The sequence below is a fragment of the Kolteria novifilia genome (assembly GCA_007748055.1).
GTDB classification, from domain to species: domain Bacteria; phylum Planctomycetota; class Planctomycetia; order Kolteriales; family Kolteriaceae; genus Kolteria; species Kolteria novifilia.
Genome location: CP036279.1, coordinates 7,189,041 through 7,207,009, shown reverse-complemented (window position 1 = coordinate 7,207,009; position 17,969 = coordinate 7,189,041). Strand labels below are relative to the sequence as shown.

At 62.4% G+C, this 17,969-nt stretch carries 8 protein-coding genes; 1 reads left to right on the top strand and 7 read right to left on the bottom strand.

Going from position 1 to position 17,969, the window contains the following annotated elements; all coding sequences use genetic code 11:
• Window positions 1–460: 460 nt before the first annotated feature.
• Window positions 461–3,571, bottom strand: a complete 3,111-nt coding sequence (locus Pan216_RS26410; RefSeq protein WP_145262969.1) for an efflux RND transporter permease subunit — start codon at window positions 3,569–3,571, stop codon at window positions 461–463.
• Complete coding sequence (locus tag Pan216_RS26405; protein WP_419193027.1) at window positions 3,568–4,791, bottom strand: efflux RND transporter periplasmic adaptor subunit; 1,224 nt, start codon at window positions 4,789–4,791, stop codon at window positions 3,568–3,570. The genes Pan216_RS26410 and Pan216_RS26405 overlap by 4 nt, the downstream gene beginning before the upstream one ends.
• Before the next feature lie 402 nt (window positions 4,792–5,193).
• On the opposite strand from Pan216_RS26405, the gene Pan216_RS26400 reads away from it, so the two are divergent.
• Window positions 5,194–7,494 (top strand): TolC family protein, encoded by a 2,301-nt coding sequence (locus Pan216_RS26400; RefSeq protein WP_145262965.1) that lies wholly within the window; start codon window positions 5,194–5,196, stop codon window positions 7,492–7,494.
• A gap of 225 nt (window positions 7,495–7,719) precedes the next feature.
• On the opposite strand, the gene Pan216_RS26395 is transcribed toward Pan216_RS26400, so the two are convergent.
• The 5 genes from Pan216_RS26395 to Pan216_RS26375 all read right to left on the bottom strand — a co-directional run bounded on the left by Pan216_RS26395 (window position 7,720) and on the right by Pan216_RS26375 (window position 17,677).
• Window positions 7,720–10,173 (bottom strand): copper-transporting P-type ATPase, encoded by a 2,454-nt coding sequence (locus Pan216_RS26395; RefSeq protein ID WP_145262963.1) that lies wholly within the window; start codon window positions 10,171–10,173, stop codon window positions 7,720–7,722.
• A 298-nt stretch (window positions 10,174–10,471) separates the two neighbouring features.
• Window positions 10,472–13,153 carry a M16 family metallopeptidase gene (locus Pan216_RS26390; protein ID WP_145262961.1) on the bottom strand — a complete coding sequence of 894 codons (2,682 nt, stop codon included), beginning with the start codon at window positions 13,151–13,153 and terminating at the stop codon, window positions 10,472–10,474.
• 37 nt (window positions 13,154–13,190) lie between these two features.
• On the bottom strand, window positions 13,191–14,384 hold the full coding sequence (locus Pan216_RS26385) for a class I SAM-dependent rRNA methyltransferase (RefSeq protein WP_145262960.1): 1,194 nt from the start codon (window positions 14,382–14,384) through the stop codon (window positions 13,191–13,193).
• A gap of 112 nt (window positions 14,385–14,496) precedes the next feature.
• Window positions 14,497–15,954 carry an aminomethyl-transferring glycine dehydrogenase subunit GcvPB gene (gene gcvPB, locus Pan216_RS26380; RefSeq protein ID WP_145262958.1) on the bottom strand — a complete coding sequence of 486 codons (1,458 nt, stop codon included), beginning with the start codon at window positions 15,952–15,954 and terminating at the stop codon, window positions 14,497–14,499.
• Between the two features lie 88 nt (window positions 15,955–16,042).
• Window positions 16,043–17,677, bottom strand: coding sequence for a CTP synthase (locus Pan216_RS26375; RefSeq protein ID WP_145262956.1), 1,635 nt, complete (start codon window positions 17,675–17,677; stop codon window positions 16,043–16,045).
• Window positions 17,678–17,969 lie beyond the last annotated feature (292 nt).

Genomic DNA, 17,969 nt, shown 5'->3' with positions numbered 1-17,969 from the left:
AGGTTTCTCCGAAGGAAGACGAGTCCTCGACAAGGGAGGGAGCCGTCCTCGCCCCAGGCGGGCGAGCGGGAGTTCACGAGTCTCGATTGGCGACATTCAAGCAGGAAACGTTCCCGCCGCGACCCGCCGACTGCTCGACAGGATCGCCAGCGGTAGACCCAGCCCGAAGGCTTGAGATCCGCATTGGGCTGGTCGGCACCCTTGGTGCTTCCCTCGCGCGGAATCATCGGCCTGACCGTTCGCCTCTCTAAGTGAGGTCCGGTTCCGCAGGTTCAGATCCCAGCCCACGGAAATGTACCGGCCCTGTGCAAACTATGTCGATTTCGCTTCAATAGGAGGTGAAGATCTGATGAAGGGTTCGTGAAATTTTAGAGTCGGCAATCTTCGTAAAGTCTTAATTTCAAAGAGCGTTAGGGTTATTCGGCCTTCAAGTCGGTCCGTCGGGGCGTCCCGGGAGATGCTAGCGGGCTTCGGACGTCGGTGGGGAGTTCGGATGGCGATGGCCGCCCAGACGCTCCTGGAGGGATTCGAGGTAGCTGTAGATCACGGGGGTCAGGTAGAGCGTCACCAACTGGGAAAAGACGAGACCTCCCACCACCGCCAGTCCGAGCGGACGACGCGATTCGGCCCCCGCTCCCAGCCCCAGAGCGATCGGCATCGCCCCGAAGATGGCGCACGCCGTCGTCATCATGATCGGCCGGAACCGCACCAAGCTGCCTTCCACCGCCGCCTCGATCGGCGTCTTCTCCCCCTTGTGCTGGGCTTCGATCGCGAAGTCGACGACCATGATCGCGTTCTTCTTGACGATGCCGATCAGCATGATGATGCCGAGGAAGGCATAGAAGTCCAAGGCACAGTTGAAGAGGTAGAGCGTGACGAAGCCTCCCAGGGCCGCTGACGGCAAGCCCGAGAGGACCGTCACCGGATGAAAGAAGCTTTCGTAGAGCATGCCCAGCAGGATATAGATCACCAAGAACGAGAGCAGAAAGAGGATGTAGAGGCTGGTGATCGACTGGATGAAGGCTTCGAGCGCTCCTTGGAACTGGGCGGTGACCTCGACCGGAATCATCCCCTGCGAGGCATCCTTGACCGTGGTGACCGCCTCGGAAAGGGCCACTCCCTCGGCATTGTTGAAGGTGATCGTCACGGCCGGGATACCGCCGTCGTGGTTGACCACCAGCGGCCCGACAGTCTCCTTGACGTTGACGATCGTGTCGAGCGGAATCATCTGCTGCGACTGTGTCTTCACGTAGATGTTCGAGAGCGCCTGCGGGTCGTCGCGGAAGTCTGGCCCCACTTCGAGAATGAGCCAGAAGACCAGACTCGTCCCGTAGATCTTCTTGATCTTCCGCTCGGCGTACGAGTTGTCCAGCGCGTTGATGATGTCCTGGGCGCTGACCCCGAGCGACTCGGCCAGTTCGCGATCGATTTCGATGCTGACTTGGGGATTGCTGAGGTAGGTGTCGGTGCCAACGCCCTGTAGCTCCGGCAGTTCCTGGAGTTTGAGAAGCATCTTCTCGGCGGTCTCGTAGAGAGCGGCCGTGTCCATCGACTTCATCTGGTATTCGTAGAGCGCCTTGGTCTGGGTCGCATTGACCGGGACGGCGGGCGGGTTGACGACGAAGGCCTCGATGCCTGGGACCTGCCGGAGCTTTTCGGCGAGGATGGGGACGAGTTCCTCGGAGCTGTGCTGGCGCTCGCTGCGCGGTTTCAGGATGATCACGAGCAGCCCATTGTTGGGCGAGGTGATCGGTCCGACGACGCCGACGACGCCCAGGACGCTGTCGACGTTCGGGTCCTTCTCGAGGATTGGGTAGAGCGCCAACTGGTGCCGACACATGTCGTCGAAGGAGATACCGGGCTCCGCGACGGTGAAGGCGATGAGGTAGCCCTTGTCCTCGGGTGGGATGAAGCCCTTGGGCATCACCATGAAGAGGTAACCGGTCGCGATGACGCTCGCGACTCCCAGCAGCAGGACGACGAGTCGGAACCGCATCGCCCAATGGAGCGTGTGGGCGTAGATCTGAAGGAAGATCTTGAAGAGCCCCGTTTCCGCTTCGATGGGAGATTTCGCTTCGACCTCCCGTTTCGGGGTCGCCTTGAGCAGCCGGGCGCAAAGCGTCGGGGTTAGGCTCAACGAGATGAAGCCGGAGACCATGATGGTCGCGATGATCGTCCAGCCGAACTCGTTGAAGATCCGCCCGAGCAAGCCGGACATGAAGATGATCGGCAGGAAGACCGCGGCGAGCGACAACGTCATCGACAGGATGGTGAAGCTGATCTCTCGCGACGCGTCCATCGCCGCCTGAAGTGGGCCCTTGCCCATGTCGATGTGTCGGACGACGTTCTCCATCATCACGATGGCGTCGTCGACGACGAAGCCGATCGAGAGGGTGAGCGCCATCAGTGAGAGGTTGTCGAGGCTGAAGCCCGCCAAGTACATCACGGCGAACGTGCAGACCAGCGAGAAGGGAACGGCCAAGCCGCTGATCGTCGTCGCGGTCACTTTTCGCAGGAACGCGAAGATGACGATGATGACCAGCAGGATGGCGATCCCGAGCGTGTCGCGAACGTCGTTGACCGATTCCTGGATCGAGGTCGACTGTTTGTAGACGGTGAAGAGCTTGATCGACGCGGGAAGCTGATCTTCCAGGATGGGATACATCTTTTCGATGGCGTCGACCAACGCGATGGTGTTGGCGTTGCCCAATCGCTCCACGCCCATCACGACGCACTCGCGATTGTTGAGCCAACTCTTCATCTGGTCGTTGCTAATACTGTCCTCGACGGTGGCGACGTCGCTGAGGCGGACGGGGCTGCCGTTGACGTAGGAGATAATCGTCGGTTCGTAGTCCGCGGCGGTGTTGAGTTGTCCATCGGTCAAGACCGTCGGATTGGAAGCGGGGCCGCGTAGACTTCCGGTCGGGAGGGTCGCGTTGGCGTTTTCGATAGCGTTCTGCACGTCGCTGAGACTCAAGTCACGCGAAGCGACCTTGAGCGGATCGGCCTCGACCCGAACCGCGTGGAGGTAGTTGCCGTAGACGAGGACTTGCGAAACCCCCTCGAGCATCGACAACTGGTTGGCGACGAGGACCTGGGCGTACTCGTAGACGGTGGTCGTCGGCAGCGTCTCGGAGGTCAGCCCGATGTAGATGACCGGTTGCTCGGCTGGATTGACCTTCAGGTAGACCGGTGGCGTCGGCAAGTCGTCAGGCAAGTAGCCCTGGGCGCGCTGGATCGCCGCTTGCACGTCGCCCGCGGCGGCGTCGATGTTGCGGCTCAAGTCGAACTGAATCGTGATCGTCGTCGAGCCGAGCGAGTTGCTCGAGGTCATCTGCTGGATGCCGGCGATCATCGCCAACTGCTGCTCGAGCGGAGCGGCGCACTGGGACGCCATGCGGTCGGCGCTGGCGCCGGGGTAGCTGACGGTGATCTCGATCGCCGGGTAGCTGACGTTGGGCAGGTCGCTCACCGGAAGCGCGAAGTAAGAGACGAGCCCGAAGAGGACCATCGAGAACATGACCAGGGTGGTCATGACGGGACGGCGGATGAAGAGCTCCGAGATGTTCACCGGCCGGCGCCCCGCTTCGAGGTGGTTGGGGCGTTGCTCGTCGATTCTTTCGACGTCGCGGCACTCTTCTCGGCCGCCTCGTTCGCCGCCGACTCGAGGCTCTTCTTGATGGCGATCTTCGCGCCCGGCGCCAGCAGGAGTTGGCCGTCGGTGACGACCGTTTGGCCGTCTTCGACTCCCTTGGTGATGACGACATTCGTGCCACGATCGAGCCGATCACCCACCTCGACGTGTTGAATCTGGACCGTGTCGTCACTCTTGACGACATAGACGAATTTCCCGTTCTCGCCCAGCGTCACGGCCGTGAAGGGAACTACGAACTGATCCTTCAGGATCGTCAGCGTTAGGTAGACCTCCACGAACTGTCCGGGCCAAAGGAGGCTGTCATCGTTGGCGAACGTGCCCCGAAAGTCGATCGTTCCGGTCTGCTCGTCCACGGCGTTGTCGCGAAAGGTGAGCTTGCCCTCCTGGGGCTGGGTCGCTCCCTCGATGTAGGCCTGGACCGTGAGCGTTCCCTTCTTGCGGTAGTTGTTGATCTCGAGCAGGTATCGCTGGGGAACGGCGAAGTTGACGTAGATCGGCTGCACCTGATTGACGGTGACCAAGGCGTCCTGGGAGTCCTCCGTGCGGTAGGCGGAGACAAGATTGCCCTCGTTGACGAGATACTTGCCCGCGATGCCATCGATCGGGGAATGGATGTAGCAATAGTCGAGTTTGATCTGGGCCTGGTCGACCGAGGCGGCCGCGGAGGTCACTTCGGCGCGAAGGGCCTCGGCATCCTTGACCTTGGTGTCGAAGGTCTGGGGGCTGACCGAGTCGCTCTTAATGAGGTTGGTGTAGCGTCCCAACTCCCGCTCGGCGGTCGCGGCGCGGGCGAGGTTGGCCTCGAGCTGGGCTTTGGCTTGCTTGAGCTCGGCCTTATAGAGGCTCGGCTCGATGGTGACCAGCAGTTGTCCTTTCTTGACCGCGTCTCCCTCATTGAAGTGCAGCGTCTCGACCTTGCCCGCGACTTGGGCGTTGATCTTCACCGTCCGGTAGGCGTTAACATTGCCGATGACCCGAATCTGCTTGGGGACATCGCGTTTGACCACCTTCGCGGTGAGGACGGGGACCGGAGGGCGCGGGGGCCGGGTCACTTCCTTCTTCGCGCAACCGAGGACCGAAAGGGCGCTCGTGGTCAGCAGCGCGACGCCGAGAAGACGGGGGAACAGGTCTCGCATGGAGGGCTTCCGAATGGACGCGTCACGGACACGTTGACTGGGCGACCACATTCACTTCCGGTTAAAAGATGACGCCGTCCATATTCGCGTCAACCTCACATCGCCCCTAATCTACAGAGTTGACCTCATTTGCAGCAACGCCAGAAGGGAGGTTCCCGCCTGGCGTGGATCGACGTGGAGCACTTCTCGGGGCGTGGCTCGATCGGCGAGACTGTTCTCGCCCAAACTTCCTTGGTCTCCCAGTTGCCCTTCTTGCGGAATTCCGCGCCCTTCGCGAGCGTCATCAGAACCCGCAAATCCGAAACAATCCCGTCTTTCACCCCAGAAACCGCTCAGTTTGTGTCGATAGGGTTGGAGGACGACTGTCCGGCGACAGCCCTTGGGATACGGGATCGAAGTGTCATGGAACGACGCAGCGAGGATACGAGACATCGTCGCCCTTTCGAGGGGCTCGCGTGGAACCTCGTCCTCGCGTTGCTCTTCCTGGCGGCCGGTTGTCACCACGAGCAGATCTCCGTGGTCCAAGATCTTCCCTGGTCGCTCGCCGATGGTCCCGCCCAGACGGGGACAGTGTGCCACGACGACATCGTCGATCGAGCCCTCGCCCTCGACCCGCGCACGATCAGCGAGCCGGAGGGGAAGGAGGTCTGGGAACTCAGCCTCGAGGAGGCGATTCAGATCGCCCTCGAGAACAACAAGACGATCATCACGCGCTCCTACATGCCCGGCCAGGTGGGCACCTTCATCGACCAGGAACTCTCGACCTTCGACACCACGATCTCGTTCGGCACGTCATACTCGCAAGCCGACGAGCCGCAGCAGACCTTTCTCAACACCCTTGGTGCGTCCAGTGCCGAGGACATCACCTACGAACTGCTCGGCAAGGCCAACGGGCTAAGCAACTACGGTTACAGCTCCACCTTCGGCGGGGAGACGTTGCCCTTCCTTTTCGACATCCCTGGCGAGCACATGACCGAGGTCTCCAAACGCAACGCCACCGGCGGATTCACGAAAGCCTATTTCGACGCCAATCAGTGGTATCAGAACCCCGCCTCGCCCGTCCTGACCCAGGTCAACCCGGCGGTCTTCGCGACCGGCGGCATCGAGTACTATCAACCCCTGCTCCAGGGAGCGGGCATCGAGTTCAACCGAGCGCCGGTCATGATCGCCCGCGGAAGCTATCGCGAGTCGATCTACAACTTCGAATCGAAGGTGCACGAACTGCTGCGCGACGTCGAACAGGACTACTGGAACCTCTACAGCTCCTACCAGGTCCTCTACGCCAACGAAGTCGCGATGGCCCAGGCCCTGGCGACGTGGCAGAAACTCAAAAACGAACAGCGCGCCGGCGTCGGTTCGCCCTCCGCACTCGGTCAGGCCCTCGATCAATACGAGGAGTTCCGATCCGCCCGGCTCTCGTCGCTGATTCAGGTCCTCGAGGACGAGCGGGCCCTTCGCGAGGAACTCGGGATTCCCCCCGACGACGGCCGCCGAATCATCCCCGCCGACGATCCCATCGTGGCGGAGTACACGCCCGACTGGCAAACCGGCGTCCTCGAGGCGATCGAGTATCGCCCGGAGCTTCTCTCCCAACGTGAGAGTATTGGTGTCGCCGAACTGCGCTTGCTCCGGGAGCGGAACGGCTTGTTGCCCGATGTCACCTTCGCGACCAGCTATGGAGCGACCGGACTCTCGTCGAGCTTCGGACCGGCCTTTCACCAGTTTGTCGAGAATCGCTTCATCAGTTGGTACTTCGGACTTCGCTACCAGGCCCAGATCGGCGAGCGGGCCGCCCACGCCTCGGTTCGCCAAGCCCAACTGGAGCTATCCCAAGCCCGAGCGAAGCTGCGCGAGAAGGAACATCAAGTCATCCACGAACTCTACAAGGCCTACTTGAACGTCACCGGGCAGTACAAGGTGATCCAGGTCGACGTCGAACGGCGCGAAGCGGCCGCGGACGTGGTGAAGGTTCAAGAGCAACTCTTCCGCGAAGGGACGATCACCATCGACGTCCTACTCAAGGCACAGGAGAGCCTCGCTCAGGCGATCGAAGCCGAAGCCACATCGATCGTGGCCTACAACCAGGCGATTTCCGATTGGGAATACGCTCGTGGCACGATCGCCCGCAACGACAACGTGGCGATTCTCGAACGCGTCTGCCGACTCGAGAAGGTCAAGAAGAAGAAACGGAACCGGTGGATGGCGATGCTGACGCCCTTCCCCTCAATGTCGTCGACTGAGGAGCCCGGCATGCCGATGGGCTTCCCAAGTGACCCCGGCGAGATGATGACGCCGACTCCATCGACGTCGCCGGTCATGGAGACCCCCGAGCAGATCATCGCCCCGCGGCCAGCGGACTCGACGAACCACGTCATGCCACCCTCGGGGCCGTCCAACGTGGAGCGAGGCGGCAAGCGTCGCGAAGCGCGGGGCTTCATCGAGGCCGCGCTCGACACCGTCCCCAGGCCCGGGAAAGAGGCGAGCGACACGGGTGGCTTCGCGTTTCCCGACGCGCTCCCGCGTCGCGAAAAACCGATGCCGATCGAGTCGACATTGGGGGATGGGATGACGCCCAAGTGGAAGACGCCCAGCACGTCGGTCCCGACGCCCAAGCGATTTTGGCCCAAGGAGTACGCGCCGCCCGAGCGTTTGGAGAAGCCCACCGTCAACCTCGCCGGAGCCGAGAGCGCCCAGCCGAAGTGATTGCTCCACGGCCATCGCCGTGGTTTTTCGATCCATCGTGATTGCTTGGTTCCACTGGCTGCTGGCCAGCCAGTCAGGATGATCGGCCGCTACCTCTTCGTTTTTCTAGCCGGGTGCGATGCCCACGCTTGCGTGGGGATGCGGGAAACGCCTCGTTGCGCCAGAGCCACGCCTTCTTCCGTTGGGACATGGTGACCATGTCTCGAAGATGTACCTCCGCTGAGCCTACAGCTTCACCCACCGGAGCCGTAGGGCGTTGGAGATGACGGAGACGGAACTCAGGCTCATCGCCGCGCTGGCGATCATCGGACTGAGAAGAAGTCCGAAAACCGGATAGAGCACGCCCGCGGCGATTGGCACACCCGCCCCGTTGTAGACAAAGGCGAAGAAGAGGTTCTGGCGAATGTTGCGCATCGTGGCGCGGCTCAGCTTGCGGGCTCGGACGATGCCGCGAAGATCGCCCTTCACGAGAGTCACCCCCGCGGCCTCCATCGCGACATCGGTACCGGTACCCATCGCGACGCCGACGTCGGCTTGGGCGAGCGCCGGGGCGTCGTTGACGCCATCCCCCGCCATCGCGACTTTTCGTCCTTCCTCCTGGAGTTTCTTGACGACCTCCCCCTTTTGATCGGGGAGAACCTCCGCGACGACCTGGTCGATACCGAGCTTTCGCCCCACCGCCTCGGCGGTCGTCCTGCTGTCGCCGGTGAGCATCACGACTTTCACGCCGGCCTGGTGAAGCAGTTCGATCGCCTCGGGTGTCGACTCCTTGATCGGATCGGCGACCCCGAGAAGCCCGGCCGCCTTGCCGTCAAGCGAGACGAGCATTGCGGTCTGACCTTCCGATCGCAGTTGTTCCGCATGGCCAAGCAGCGGTTCCGGATCGGCGCCGACCTCCTCGAGCATCTTGCGGTTGCCGAGGGCGACTTGTTTGCCGTCGACCACGCCGCGAACGCCCTTGCCCGTCGTCGACGAGAAGTCGCTCACGGGCAGCAGCTCCAGGCCGCGGTCCTTTGCCCCGCGCACGATCGCCTCTCCGAGCGGATGCTCGCTTTGACGTTCCAGGCTCGCCACCAGCGTCAGAAGTCTCGTCTCGTCGACGCCATCGGACGCGACCACCGCGACGAGCGACGGCTTCCCCTCGGTGAGGGTGCCGGTCTTGTCGACGACGACGGTGTCGACGCGTTCCATGTGTTGGAGGATCTCCGCATTCTTGATGAGAACACCCGCTCCGGCTCCGCGTCCGACGCCGACCATGATCGACATCGGGGTCGCCAGGCCCAACGCACAAGGGCAAGCGATGATCAAGACCGCGACCGCGTTGACCAGGGCGTAGGCGAACTTCGGTTCCGGGCCGATCGTCGCCCAGACCGCGAAGGTGACGATCGCCGCCACGACGACCAATGGCACGAACCATGACGCGACCTTGTCGACGAGGTTCTGCACGGGGGCCCGGCTGCGCTGGGCGTCGCCGACCATCCGCACGATCTGGGAGAGGACGGTATCGCCGCCGACTTTCTCGGCGCGCATCAGGAAGCTTCCCGTCCCGTTGACCGTGCCTCCGGTGACCGGTTCTCCCGGCTGTTTCTCGACGGGCACCGGTTCACCGGTGACCATCGATTCGTCGACGAAGCTGGTCCCGTCGACGACCTCGCCATCGACGGGGACTTTCTCACCCGGGCGGACGCGGAGCTGATCGCCGATCTGGACATCATCGAGCGGGACGTCGTGCTCGCCGCCGTCGGGATCGACCTTGCGCGCGATCTTGGGCGCGAGGCCGAGCAACGAGCGGATCGCGTCGCTGGTTCGGGCGCGGGCGCGAATCTCGATCACCTGGCCGACGAGGACCAGGACCACGATCATCGCCGCCGCCTCGAAGTAGACGTGGACCGAACCGTCGTCGGAACGGAACTGAGGCGGTAGATAGTCTTCAAAGAAGAGCGCGGCGACACTGAAGACGTACGCCACGCCAACGCCCAGCGAGACGAGCGTGAACATGTTCGGGCTCAGGTGAAGGATCGACTGCCAGCCACGAACGAAGAAAGGCCACGCTCCGTAGAGGACCACCGGTGTCGCGAGGAGGAACTGGACGATGCCGGAAGCTTGGGCGTCGTAGAACTGGGCGATCGGATCGCCGGGGATCCATTCGGACATCGCCAAGAGCAGCGTTGGCACGCCAAACAATGCGCTGATGTAGAGCCGGAAGGACATGTCGGCGAGCTCGGTGTCCTCGCCCTCTTCTTCGGCACTGATCGTCATCGGCTCGAGCGCCATGCCGCACTTCGGGCAGGTTCCCGGTCCATCTTGGACGATCTCCGGGTGCATCGGGCAGGTGTACTGCGTCTTGCTACCCGGCGGCGGAGGCCTCTTGGTGGATCCGGGAGCATCGACCTTCATCGGGTGGCCGCACCCATGTTCGTGGTGCTGGCAACACGCCCCCTTGACGAGATGGGCGTCCTCCGGATGGGCGTGACGTTCCTTCATCAGGACGGTGGTGTCGTTGCCATCGTGATCTTGGTGCTTCTTGTGGTCATGGTGCTCGCCGTCATCGAATGGTGAGCTCTTGGCTTCGTAGGGTTCGCCCTCCTCGTGCTCGTGGGGCTCTTGCTCTTGGTGACAATCGTGGTTCTTGTGCTCGTCGTGATCGTGGGAGTGATCGGGATGGGGTGTGTCGGCCATGATTGGCTTCTCCGCCAAGAGATCGCACTAACGTTACTCACCGAAAGGATACTCGTCGAAGGTGTCGAATCAACGGAGGGAAAGCAACGGGTCGTTTCGAGAAACGTGAGAATGGGCGATCGAGGAATCGTTGACGAGCGACGTCGTCGGGGCTCTTCGCGTGGGAACACGCACGATGGGAAAGCCCAAAACCAGATTGGGGAGAGGTCGAACGCTCGCGAGGGATCCTGGAGCGATCGCTCCAGGTTCCCAGCCACTTGGTTGATTGTTCCCGCCCGCAGTGGGACGGGGAAACGTCTTAGTTCGCTTTCGGGCTCGCGGCCTTTGTCGGCGAAGCGGTCAGGATGATCGCGTGCTGGAAGTACTTCTTGACCACGTCGACGACATCTTCAGGCGTTGCCTTCTTCAGTCGTTCCGGATAGGAGCGATCGAAGTCATAACCCAAGCCGTAGAGTTCGTCGATCGCCGCTTGGAAGGCCTGCGAGGTCGCGGTCTGGTTCTTCATCGAGTGCGACGTGATCATCTTGTCGCGAACCTCGTCGAACTCCTTCTGCGGGATGCCTTCCTTCTCGATCTTCTTCAGGCTCGCCTGGATCCGTTCGATGACTTCGTCGGCCGTTTCGGGACGGGTTTGGGCGAGGAAGACGAAGTAGCCGGGCGCGAAGCCGGTCAACTGGAAGCCGAAGACGTAGTAGACGAGCCCTTCGCCTCGCAGCTCCCCGTAGAGTCGGGCTCCCAGGCCGCCGGTGAGAACCGATTGCAACATCTCGATCGAGGCGCGATCCTTTTCGTCGTAGATGCTCGAGGTCGGGTAGGCGACGAGCACCAACGCGGTGTTCTTCTTTTGGTTGGTCAAGTGAGCGATCTTGTTGGCGTCGAGTTTGGGCGCCTGCTCGGGGAACTTGGGCCAGGAGAAGCTCTCGCTCTTTTGCAGCGAGCCGAAGGTGCTTTCGACGAGTGACATCGTCTTCTCGGGATCGATGTCGCCAAAGATCGCCAGCACGGTGTTGTTGGGAACGAAGTAGGTCGCGTGGAGCTTGCGGCAATCGTCGTCGGTCAGCGACGCGACCGTCTCCTTGGTTCCCATCACGGTACGGCTATAGGGGAGCGCGTCGGGCACCTTGGTCGCGAAGAAGTCCATGATCTCCGCTTGGGGATTGGAGCCGCGAGCCGCGATCTGCGCGAGCTGCAGCGCCTTGACCTTCTCGAACTGCTCCTTGGGGAAGGTTGGCTTGGCGTAGACCTCGAAGAGATAGTCGAAGCTCTCCGCGAAGTCCTCCTTCAGCACGGTGCACTGGAGGTAGCTGCTGTTGCGTTGGCTGTTGACCGAGAACTGGCCGCCAATCGAGTCGAAGTAGTTGGCGATCTGCTCCCCGGTGAACTTCTCGGTCCCCTTCTCCATGGTGCTTGCGGTGAGCGACGCCAGTCCGCTGGTCTTGGCGGTGTCGGCGATCACGCCTCCCTTGACGAAGGCTTGCATCGTGACCAGCGGCGCGGTGCCATTTCGCTTGACCAGCACGGTCAGGCCGTTGGGGAGCGTCTTGGCAACGACCGGCGTCTCGTTCGGCGACTCTTCGTTCGCGAGCTCGGTTCCCAGGGACGAACCGATCGGCTCGATCATGACGGTGTTCATGCGATCGACACTGATGTACTTCTTCGCGACCGCTTGCACTTGCTCGGCCGTCACTCCCTCGATGCCGGCGAGGTACTCCTCGTCGAAGGTCGGGTCGCCGGTGCTGAGGTAGTTGCGGCCCAGGCTGTTGGCTTGGTCCTGCACCGTCTGATTTCCGAAGACGAAGGCGGCGGCCATCTGCCGCTTGGCTTTCGCGAGCTCTTCTTGCTCGACGGGCGTCGAGATCAAGCGATCGAGTTCCTCCAGGAGGATGCCCTGGATTTCGTCCATGTTCTCGGGGGTGAAGGTCGCGGAGACGTCGAACCAGCCGCGAACGAAGTCGGGCGTGTAGGAGGAACTGCTCACCGAGGTGGCGAGCGGCTTGTCGATCTTCAGCCGCTTGGCAAGTCGCGAACTGTCGCCACGGGCGAGGATGAAGCTGGCGACGTCCAGCGCGTAGAGATCGGGGTCTTGGAGCGGAACGGTCGGGAAGGCGAGTGACAGGTCGACGACATCACCTTCCATCTGGACCGCGACCGAGCGTGGCGAGATCTGTAGCGGCTCCTCGGGAAGGACCGGCCCTTCGCCGCGCGAGCGCCGAAACTCCTTGAAATTCTCCAGGACGCTGGCGAGCACCGCCTTGGTGTCGACGTCGCCGACGACGACGAAGACGATGTTCTGCGGAACGTAGCGCGACCTGTAGAAGGCGACGACGTCGTCGCGGGTGATCTTCTGTAGCACCGAGAGATAGCCGATGATCGGCACCCGCATCGGGCTGACGGTGTAGACGAGTTCCTTCATCCGCTGATAGCCGACGCGCGAACGCTCCGACTCGCCCATCTCCAGTTCGCGCTGGACGACTTCCATTTCGCGGCGGTACTCCTCTTCGTTGAAGGCGGCGTACTGCATCATGTCGGCGACCAACTCGATGGCGCTGTCGACCTTGTCGCCCGGGGAGTCGATGAAGTAGGCGGTGAGATTGTTCGAGGTAAAGGCGTTGGTCCGCCCGCCGAGCGAGTCGACGATCGCTTGGATTTCGTCCTCGGAGCGTTTCGTCGTCGAACCGCCCGCGACGAGGTGCTCGACCAAGTGACTGATCCCGGCGCCCAGGAATCGCCCTTCGAAGGCGCCACCGGTGTTCTTCACATAGGCCCGCGCGGTCGCGAGCGGGGCGGCGTGGTTCTCCTGAACGATCACCGTCAGCCCGTTGGTCATCTTGGCGAGCGTGATCCCCTTGCCGAGATCTTCCTTCGAGCTGTATGAGACCGTCGTCGCGGCGCGATGCTCGACGGGAGGAGCCTTTTCTTGTGCAAATGCCGACGAGGCAACAAAGAGCAGGCCAAAACAGAAAGCAGCCAATCGCGTCACGGACGTTCCCTTCCACCACGAGTGCCGAAGGCCCGGACTACGTGCGCCGGGCCAGCACGCATTTTAAGTAGGACGTCTCCAAACAAAAGACCGAAATTGGGTGATCGGGCGCCTGGCCGCGTTCCTCGAGGATTGCCAGTTCGTGGCCCGACTCGCGCGCGACCTTCGCGAGCATGCCCTGAAAGAGGTCGCGCGTCACCAAGCCACTACAACTACACGACACCAGAAGCCCGTCCGGTTCGAGGAGTTCCAGGGCCAGTCGGTTGATCTGTTCGTAGCCGCGAAGGGCGCTGGGAAGTGCCCCGGAGGATCGGGCGAACTTTGGTGGATCGAGTACGATGACCCCGAAGCGATGATCTTCTTTCTGGAGTCGTTTCATCGCGGTGACCGCGTCTTCTTTCACGAAAGCGACGTCGACGCCGTTGCGCTGCGCGTTGGCGTTGGCGAGTTCGATCGCTCCCGGCGAGGAGTCGATGCCGATCGCGGTGCGAGCCCCAGCCTTGGCGGCGCGGATCGCGAACCCGCCACCGTGACAGAAGACGTCGAGCACGTCGCGCCCCTTGGCGTAGCAGGCGACCGCGCGGCGGTTGTCACGTTGATCGAGGTAGGCCCCCGTCTTTTGGCCGGTTGGGATCGAGACCGACCACTCGAGGTCATCCTCACGCATCCAAAGCGGCTCGCTCGGGACCTCGCCGAGGAGAGGGCCGTCGTCGACTTCGAGCCCCTCGACCTCGCGGATGCCTCGTTCGGTTCGTCGATAGATCGCTCGCGGACTTAGGAGCTGAGCGAGGCCCTCGACGATCGCCGCTTCGAAGCGATGATGCATCGCGAGGCTATTGAACTGAACGACGAGGACGTCGGCATAGCGATCGACCACGAGACCGGAGAGACCGTCCGACTCACTAAAGACGAGTCGGCAGCCGCCGCGAGGATCATCGAGCCCCAAGGTCTGGTGCCGGAAGTCGATGGCCTGGGCGAGGCGTTGGAGGACGAGTTCCCCATTGACGGGCTGATCCTCGTCCCAGGAGTAGAGCCGGATCCTGATCTTGCTGTTGGGATTGAAGAGGCCGTAGGCGATGAAACGCTCATCCTCGGCCACAAGCCGCACGCTGGCGCCGGGCTCGAGGTTCTTGGGGCACTTGCCGATCGCTTGCTCGAAGACCCAGGGATGTTTTCCGAAGAAGGGTTTCGCGCGGCGTGGCTTCAGGACGACCGTGGGAACGTCAGCCATGGCATCCTCGAATGCTCTCCGTTTTGGTTCCGCGGCCGAGAGGCCTCGGCGGGCGTTGGTGGCCGAAGGAGCTTCCGGCCATGGCGACACGATGGGTATGTTCGACGCGTGGTTACGTCGACGCTTGCCAACGAAGGACGGGCTTGCGGGCCGCGCGGACCTCGTCGGGACGGCTGATGCCAAGCGTGTGCGGCGCCTGCTGAAGGAGTTCGGCCGGCTCCTCAATGATTTCACGCAAGACGTCGGCGAACTGTTCGAGTGTTTCCTTCGATTCGGTCTCGGTCGGCTCGATCATCATGGCCTCGGGCACCACCAGCGGGAAGTAGACCGTTGGCGCGTGGTAGCCACGATCGAGCAATCGTTTGGCGATGTCCATGGTGCGAACGCCCCGGCTCTTGTGCAGCCCGCTCGCGGAGGCGACGAACTCGTGCATGCAACGATCGCCGTGCGGAACGGGGAGGAAGTCCTTCACCAGCGAGAGGAGGTAGTTCGCGTTGAGCACCGCGTTGGTCGAGACGCTCTTGAGGCCTTCGGCGCCGTGGGTGCGGATATAACAGTAGGCTCGAACCAGCACACCCGTGTTGCCGAAGAAACTTCGCACGCGGCCGATCGAGTCGGGGCGATCGAAGTCGAGTCGCCACTGGCCGTCGCGCTCGGCGATCCTCGGAGTGGGCAAGAAGGGTTCGAGCATCCCCCGCACCGCGATCGGTCCAGCGCCGGGGCCGCCGCCGCCGTGGGGGCCGCTGAAGGTCTTGTGCGGGTTAAAGTGCATCAGGTCGATGCCGAAGTCGCCCGGGCGGGTCTGTCCGAGGATGGCATTCATGTTGGCGCCGTCGAGATACATCAGTCCGCCGGCCTCGTGAATGAGGCTGGCGATCTCGACGATCTGATGGTCGAACAGCCCGATCGTGTTGGGGTTGGTGATCATGAAGACCGCGACATCGCCGTCGATCTTCGCACGCAGGTCGTTCATGTCGACGAGGCCGCGTTGGTCGCTGGCGACTTGCACGCAGTCGAAGCCCGCCAGATGGGCGCTCGAGGGGTTGGTGCCATGGGCGCTGTCGGGAATGAGGACCTTGGTGCGCGCCTGCCCCGACTTGCGGAAGTAGGACGCCGCGACGAGCAGCGCCGTCAGTTCGCCGTGGGCACCCGCCGCCGGCTGGAGGCAGACGGCGTCGAGTCCGGAGATCTCGCCGATCATCGCTTCTAGATCGAAGAGAAGACGGAGCATCCCCTGGTGAGTCGCGTCGGGCTGATACGGATGCAGGTCGGCGAATTGGGGAAGCGACGCCAAGCGCTCGTTGCGCTTGGGATTGTACTTCATCGTGCAGGAGCCGAGCGGGTAGAAGTTAGTGTCGACCGACATGTTGCGTGTCGAGAGGTTCGTGAAGTGACGCACGACATCGATCTCGGCCAACTCCGGCAAGGGCGGCGACTCTTCCGCGAGGTCGTCGGCCCCGAAGACGGAGTCGACGGGCGTCGTCGGGACGTCAATCGCGGGGAATCGAGCGGCGCGGCGTCCCGGCTGGCTCAAGTCGAAGAGAAGTTCGGTCGATTGGTCTTTGTCCATGAAGTCCCATCTTCCTGCGGCGGGGCGAAGGCTCGGTTTGATTTACTCTAGAGATCGCGGGATGCTCGATGGTCCTTCGAGCACTCCGCTAGACTCCGTACTCGGCGTTCTCCAGCGTGCTGGACTGACGGCGTCGGCGGCTGGCAGCCACGAAACCCCGAAAGAGCGCGTGGGGAGCGGTCAGTTTCGACTGAAACTCGGGATGGAACTGGACCGCGGCGAACCACGGATGATCCGCCACTTCGACGATCTCCACGAGCGAGTCGTCCAGGCTCGTCCCAACCGGATTGAGGCCGTTGGCGATGAACTGAGAGCGAAACTTGTTGTTGAACTCGTAGCGGTGACGATGACGCTCGCTGATGAACTCACGGCCGTAGGCGTCATGAACGCGGGAGCCGACTTGCAGCTTGCACGCGTAGGCCCCCAATCGCATCGTCCCGCCCTTGTTCATGATCTCCTTTTGCTCTTCCATCAGGCAGATCACCGGGTGCTCGGTCTGCGAGTCGAACTCGGTACTGTTGGCGTTTTCCAGACCCAGGACGTTGCGAGCGAACTCGATCACGGCGCACTGCATGCCGAGGCAAAGTCCCAGGAAGGGGATCTTCCGCTCCCGGGCGAAGCGGATCGCTTCGACCTTGCCCTCGATGCCGCGATCGCCGAAGCCGCCGGGGACCAGAATGCCGTCGAGCCCCGAGAGCATTCGCTCGGCGCCTTCCCGTTCGATCTCCTCGGATTCGATGCGCCGCACGACGATCCGGGTTCCCTCGGGAATGCCGGCGTGATCAAGCGCCTCGTAGACCGACTTGTAGGCGTCCTTGTGACGGACGTACTTGCCGACGACGCCGATCGTCACTTCGCAATCGGGGTTCTTCATCGCGTGCAGAATGTCGCGCCAGTCGTTGATGTCGATCGTGTTCGCCCGGAGCCCGAGCTTGGTGATGATCAACTGATCGAGCCCGTTGTCGAGAAGGCTCATCGGCACTTCGTAGATGCTGAACTCCTTGTCCCGCTCCTCGATCACCGCCCGCTTTTCGACATTGCAGAAGAGGGCGATCTTCTCGCGATCGCCCGCGTCGACCGCGCGTTCGGTGCGGCAGATGAGGATGTCGGGCTGGATACCGAGTTGACGCAGCGCCGCGACGCTGTGTTGAGTCGGCTTGGTCTTGAGTTCGCCGGCCGCCTTCAGGTAGGGAAGGAGCGTCAGGTGAATGTAGAGGCAATTCTCCCGACCGATGTCGAGCTGGAACTGACGAATCGCTTCCAGGAAGGGGAGGCTTTCGATGTCGCCGACCGTTCCCCCGATTTCGGTGATGACGACGTCGACATCGTCATCGGCGAGATGGCGAATCGCCCCCTTGATCTCGTCGGTGACGTGGGGAATGACCTGGACGGTTCCGCCCAGGAACTCGCCGCGCCGTTCCTTCTCGATCACGGTGCGATAGACGCGCCCGGTCGTGAGATTGCAGTGCCGTGTCAGGGGGGCGTTGGTGAATCGCTCGTAGTGCCCCAGGTCGAGGTCCGTTTCCGAGCCGTCGTCGAGGACGTAAACCTCGCCGTGCTGGTAGGGACTCATCGTTCCCGGGTCGACGTTGATGTACGGGTCGAGCTTTTGCAGCCGGACATTCAGGCCGCAGCGTTCCAAGAGCATGCCGACCGAGGCGCTCGTGAGACCCTTGCCGAGGGAACTGACGACCCCACCGGTCACGAAAATATGCTTGCTCACGACCTATTCTCCATCCGCGATTTGGACGAAGCAAAAGACCTGTCGGCCTCCCTGCCGCCCGAAGGAAGGGGTAATGCGCTGCTGAGGCGCTATCTTATCGAGACGGCTCCCCAGCCGGCAAACGGAAGTCGTCCGAGGACCGCGTCGAGCGGACGCTAGTTGAACGCTCGACGGGACTTAGCGAAGATTTGTCCGCGACCCACTCTGCTTGACAATTCGGGCCGATCTGCGAGGCTTCTCCATGGAGCAGCGGTCGGTCGCGCCATCGAGGCGCGGATCGCCGGAGTCCTTG

Bases quoted from the DNA above. Each gene is read 5' to 3' on its own strand.
- gcvPB (WP_145262958.1), bottom strand. From the start codon at position 15,954: ATGGACAAAGACCAATCGACCGAACTTCTCTTCGACTTGAGCCAGCCG.
- Pan216_RS26395 (WP_145262963.1), bottom strand. From the start codon at position 10,173: ATGGCCGACACACCCCATCCCGATCACTCCCACGATCACGACGAGCAC.
- Pan216_RS26400 (WP_145262965.1), top strand. From the start codon at position 5,194: ATGGAACGACGCAGCGAGGATACGAGACATCGTCGCCCTTTCGAGGGG.
- Pan216_RS26385 (WP_145262960.1), bottom strand. From the start codon at position 14,384: ATGGCTGACGTTCCCACGGTCGTCCTGAAGCCACGCCGCGCGAAACCC.
- Pan216_RS26405 (WP_419193027.1), bottom strand. From the start codon at position 4,791: ATGCGAGACCTGTTCCCCCGTCTTCTCGGCGTCGCGCTGCTGACCACG.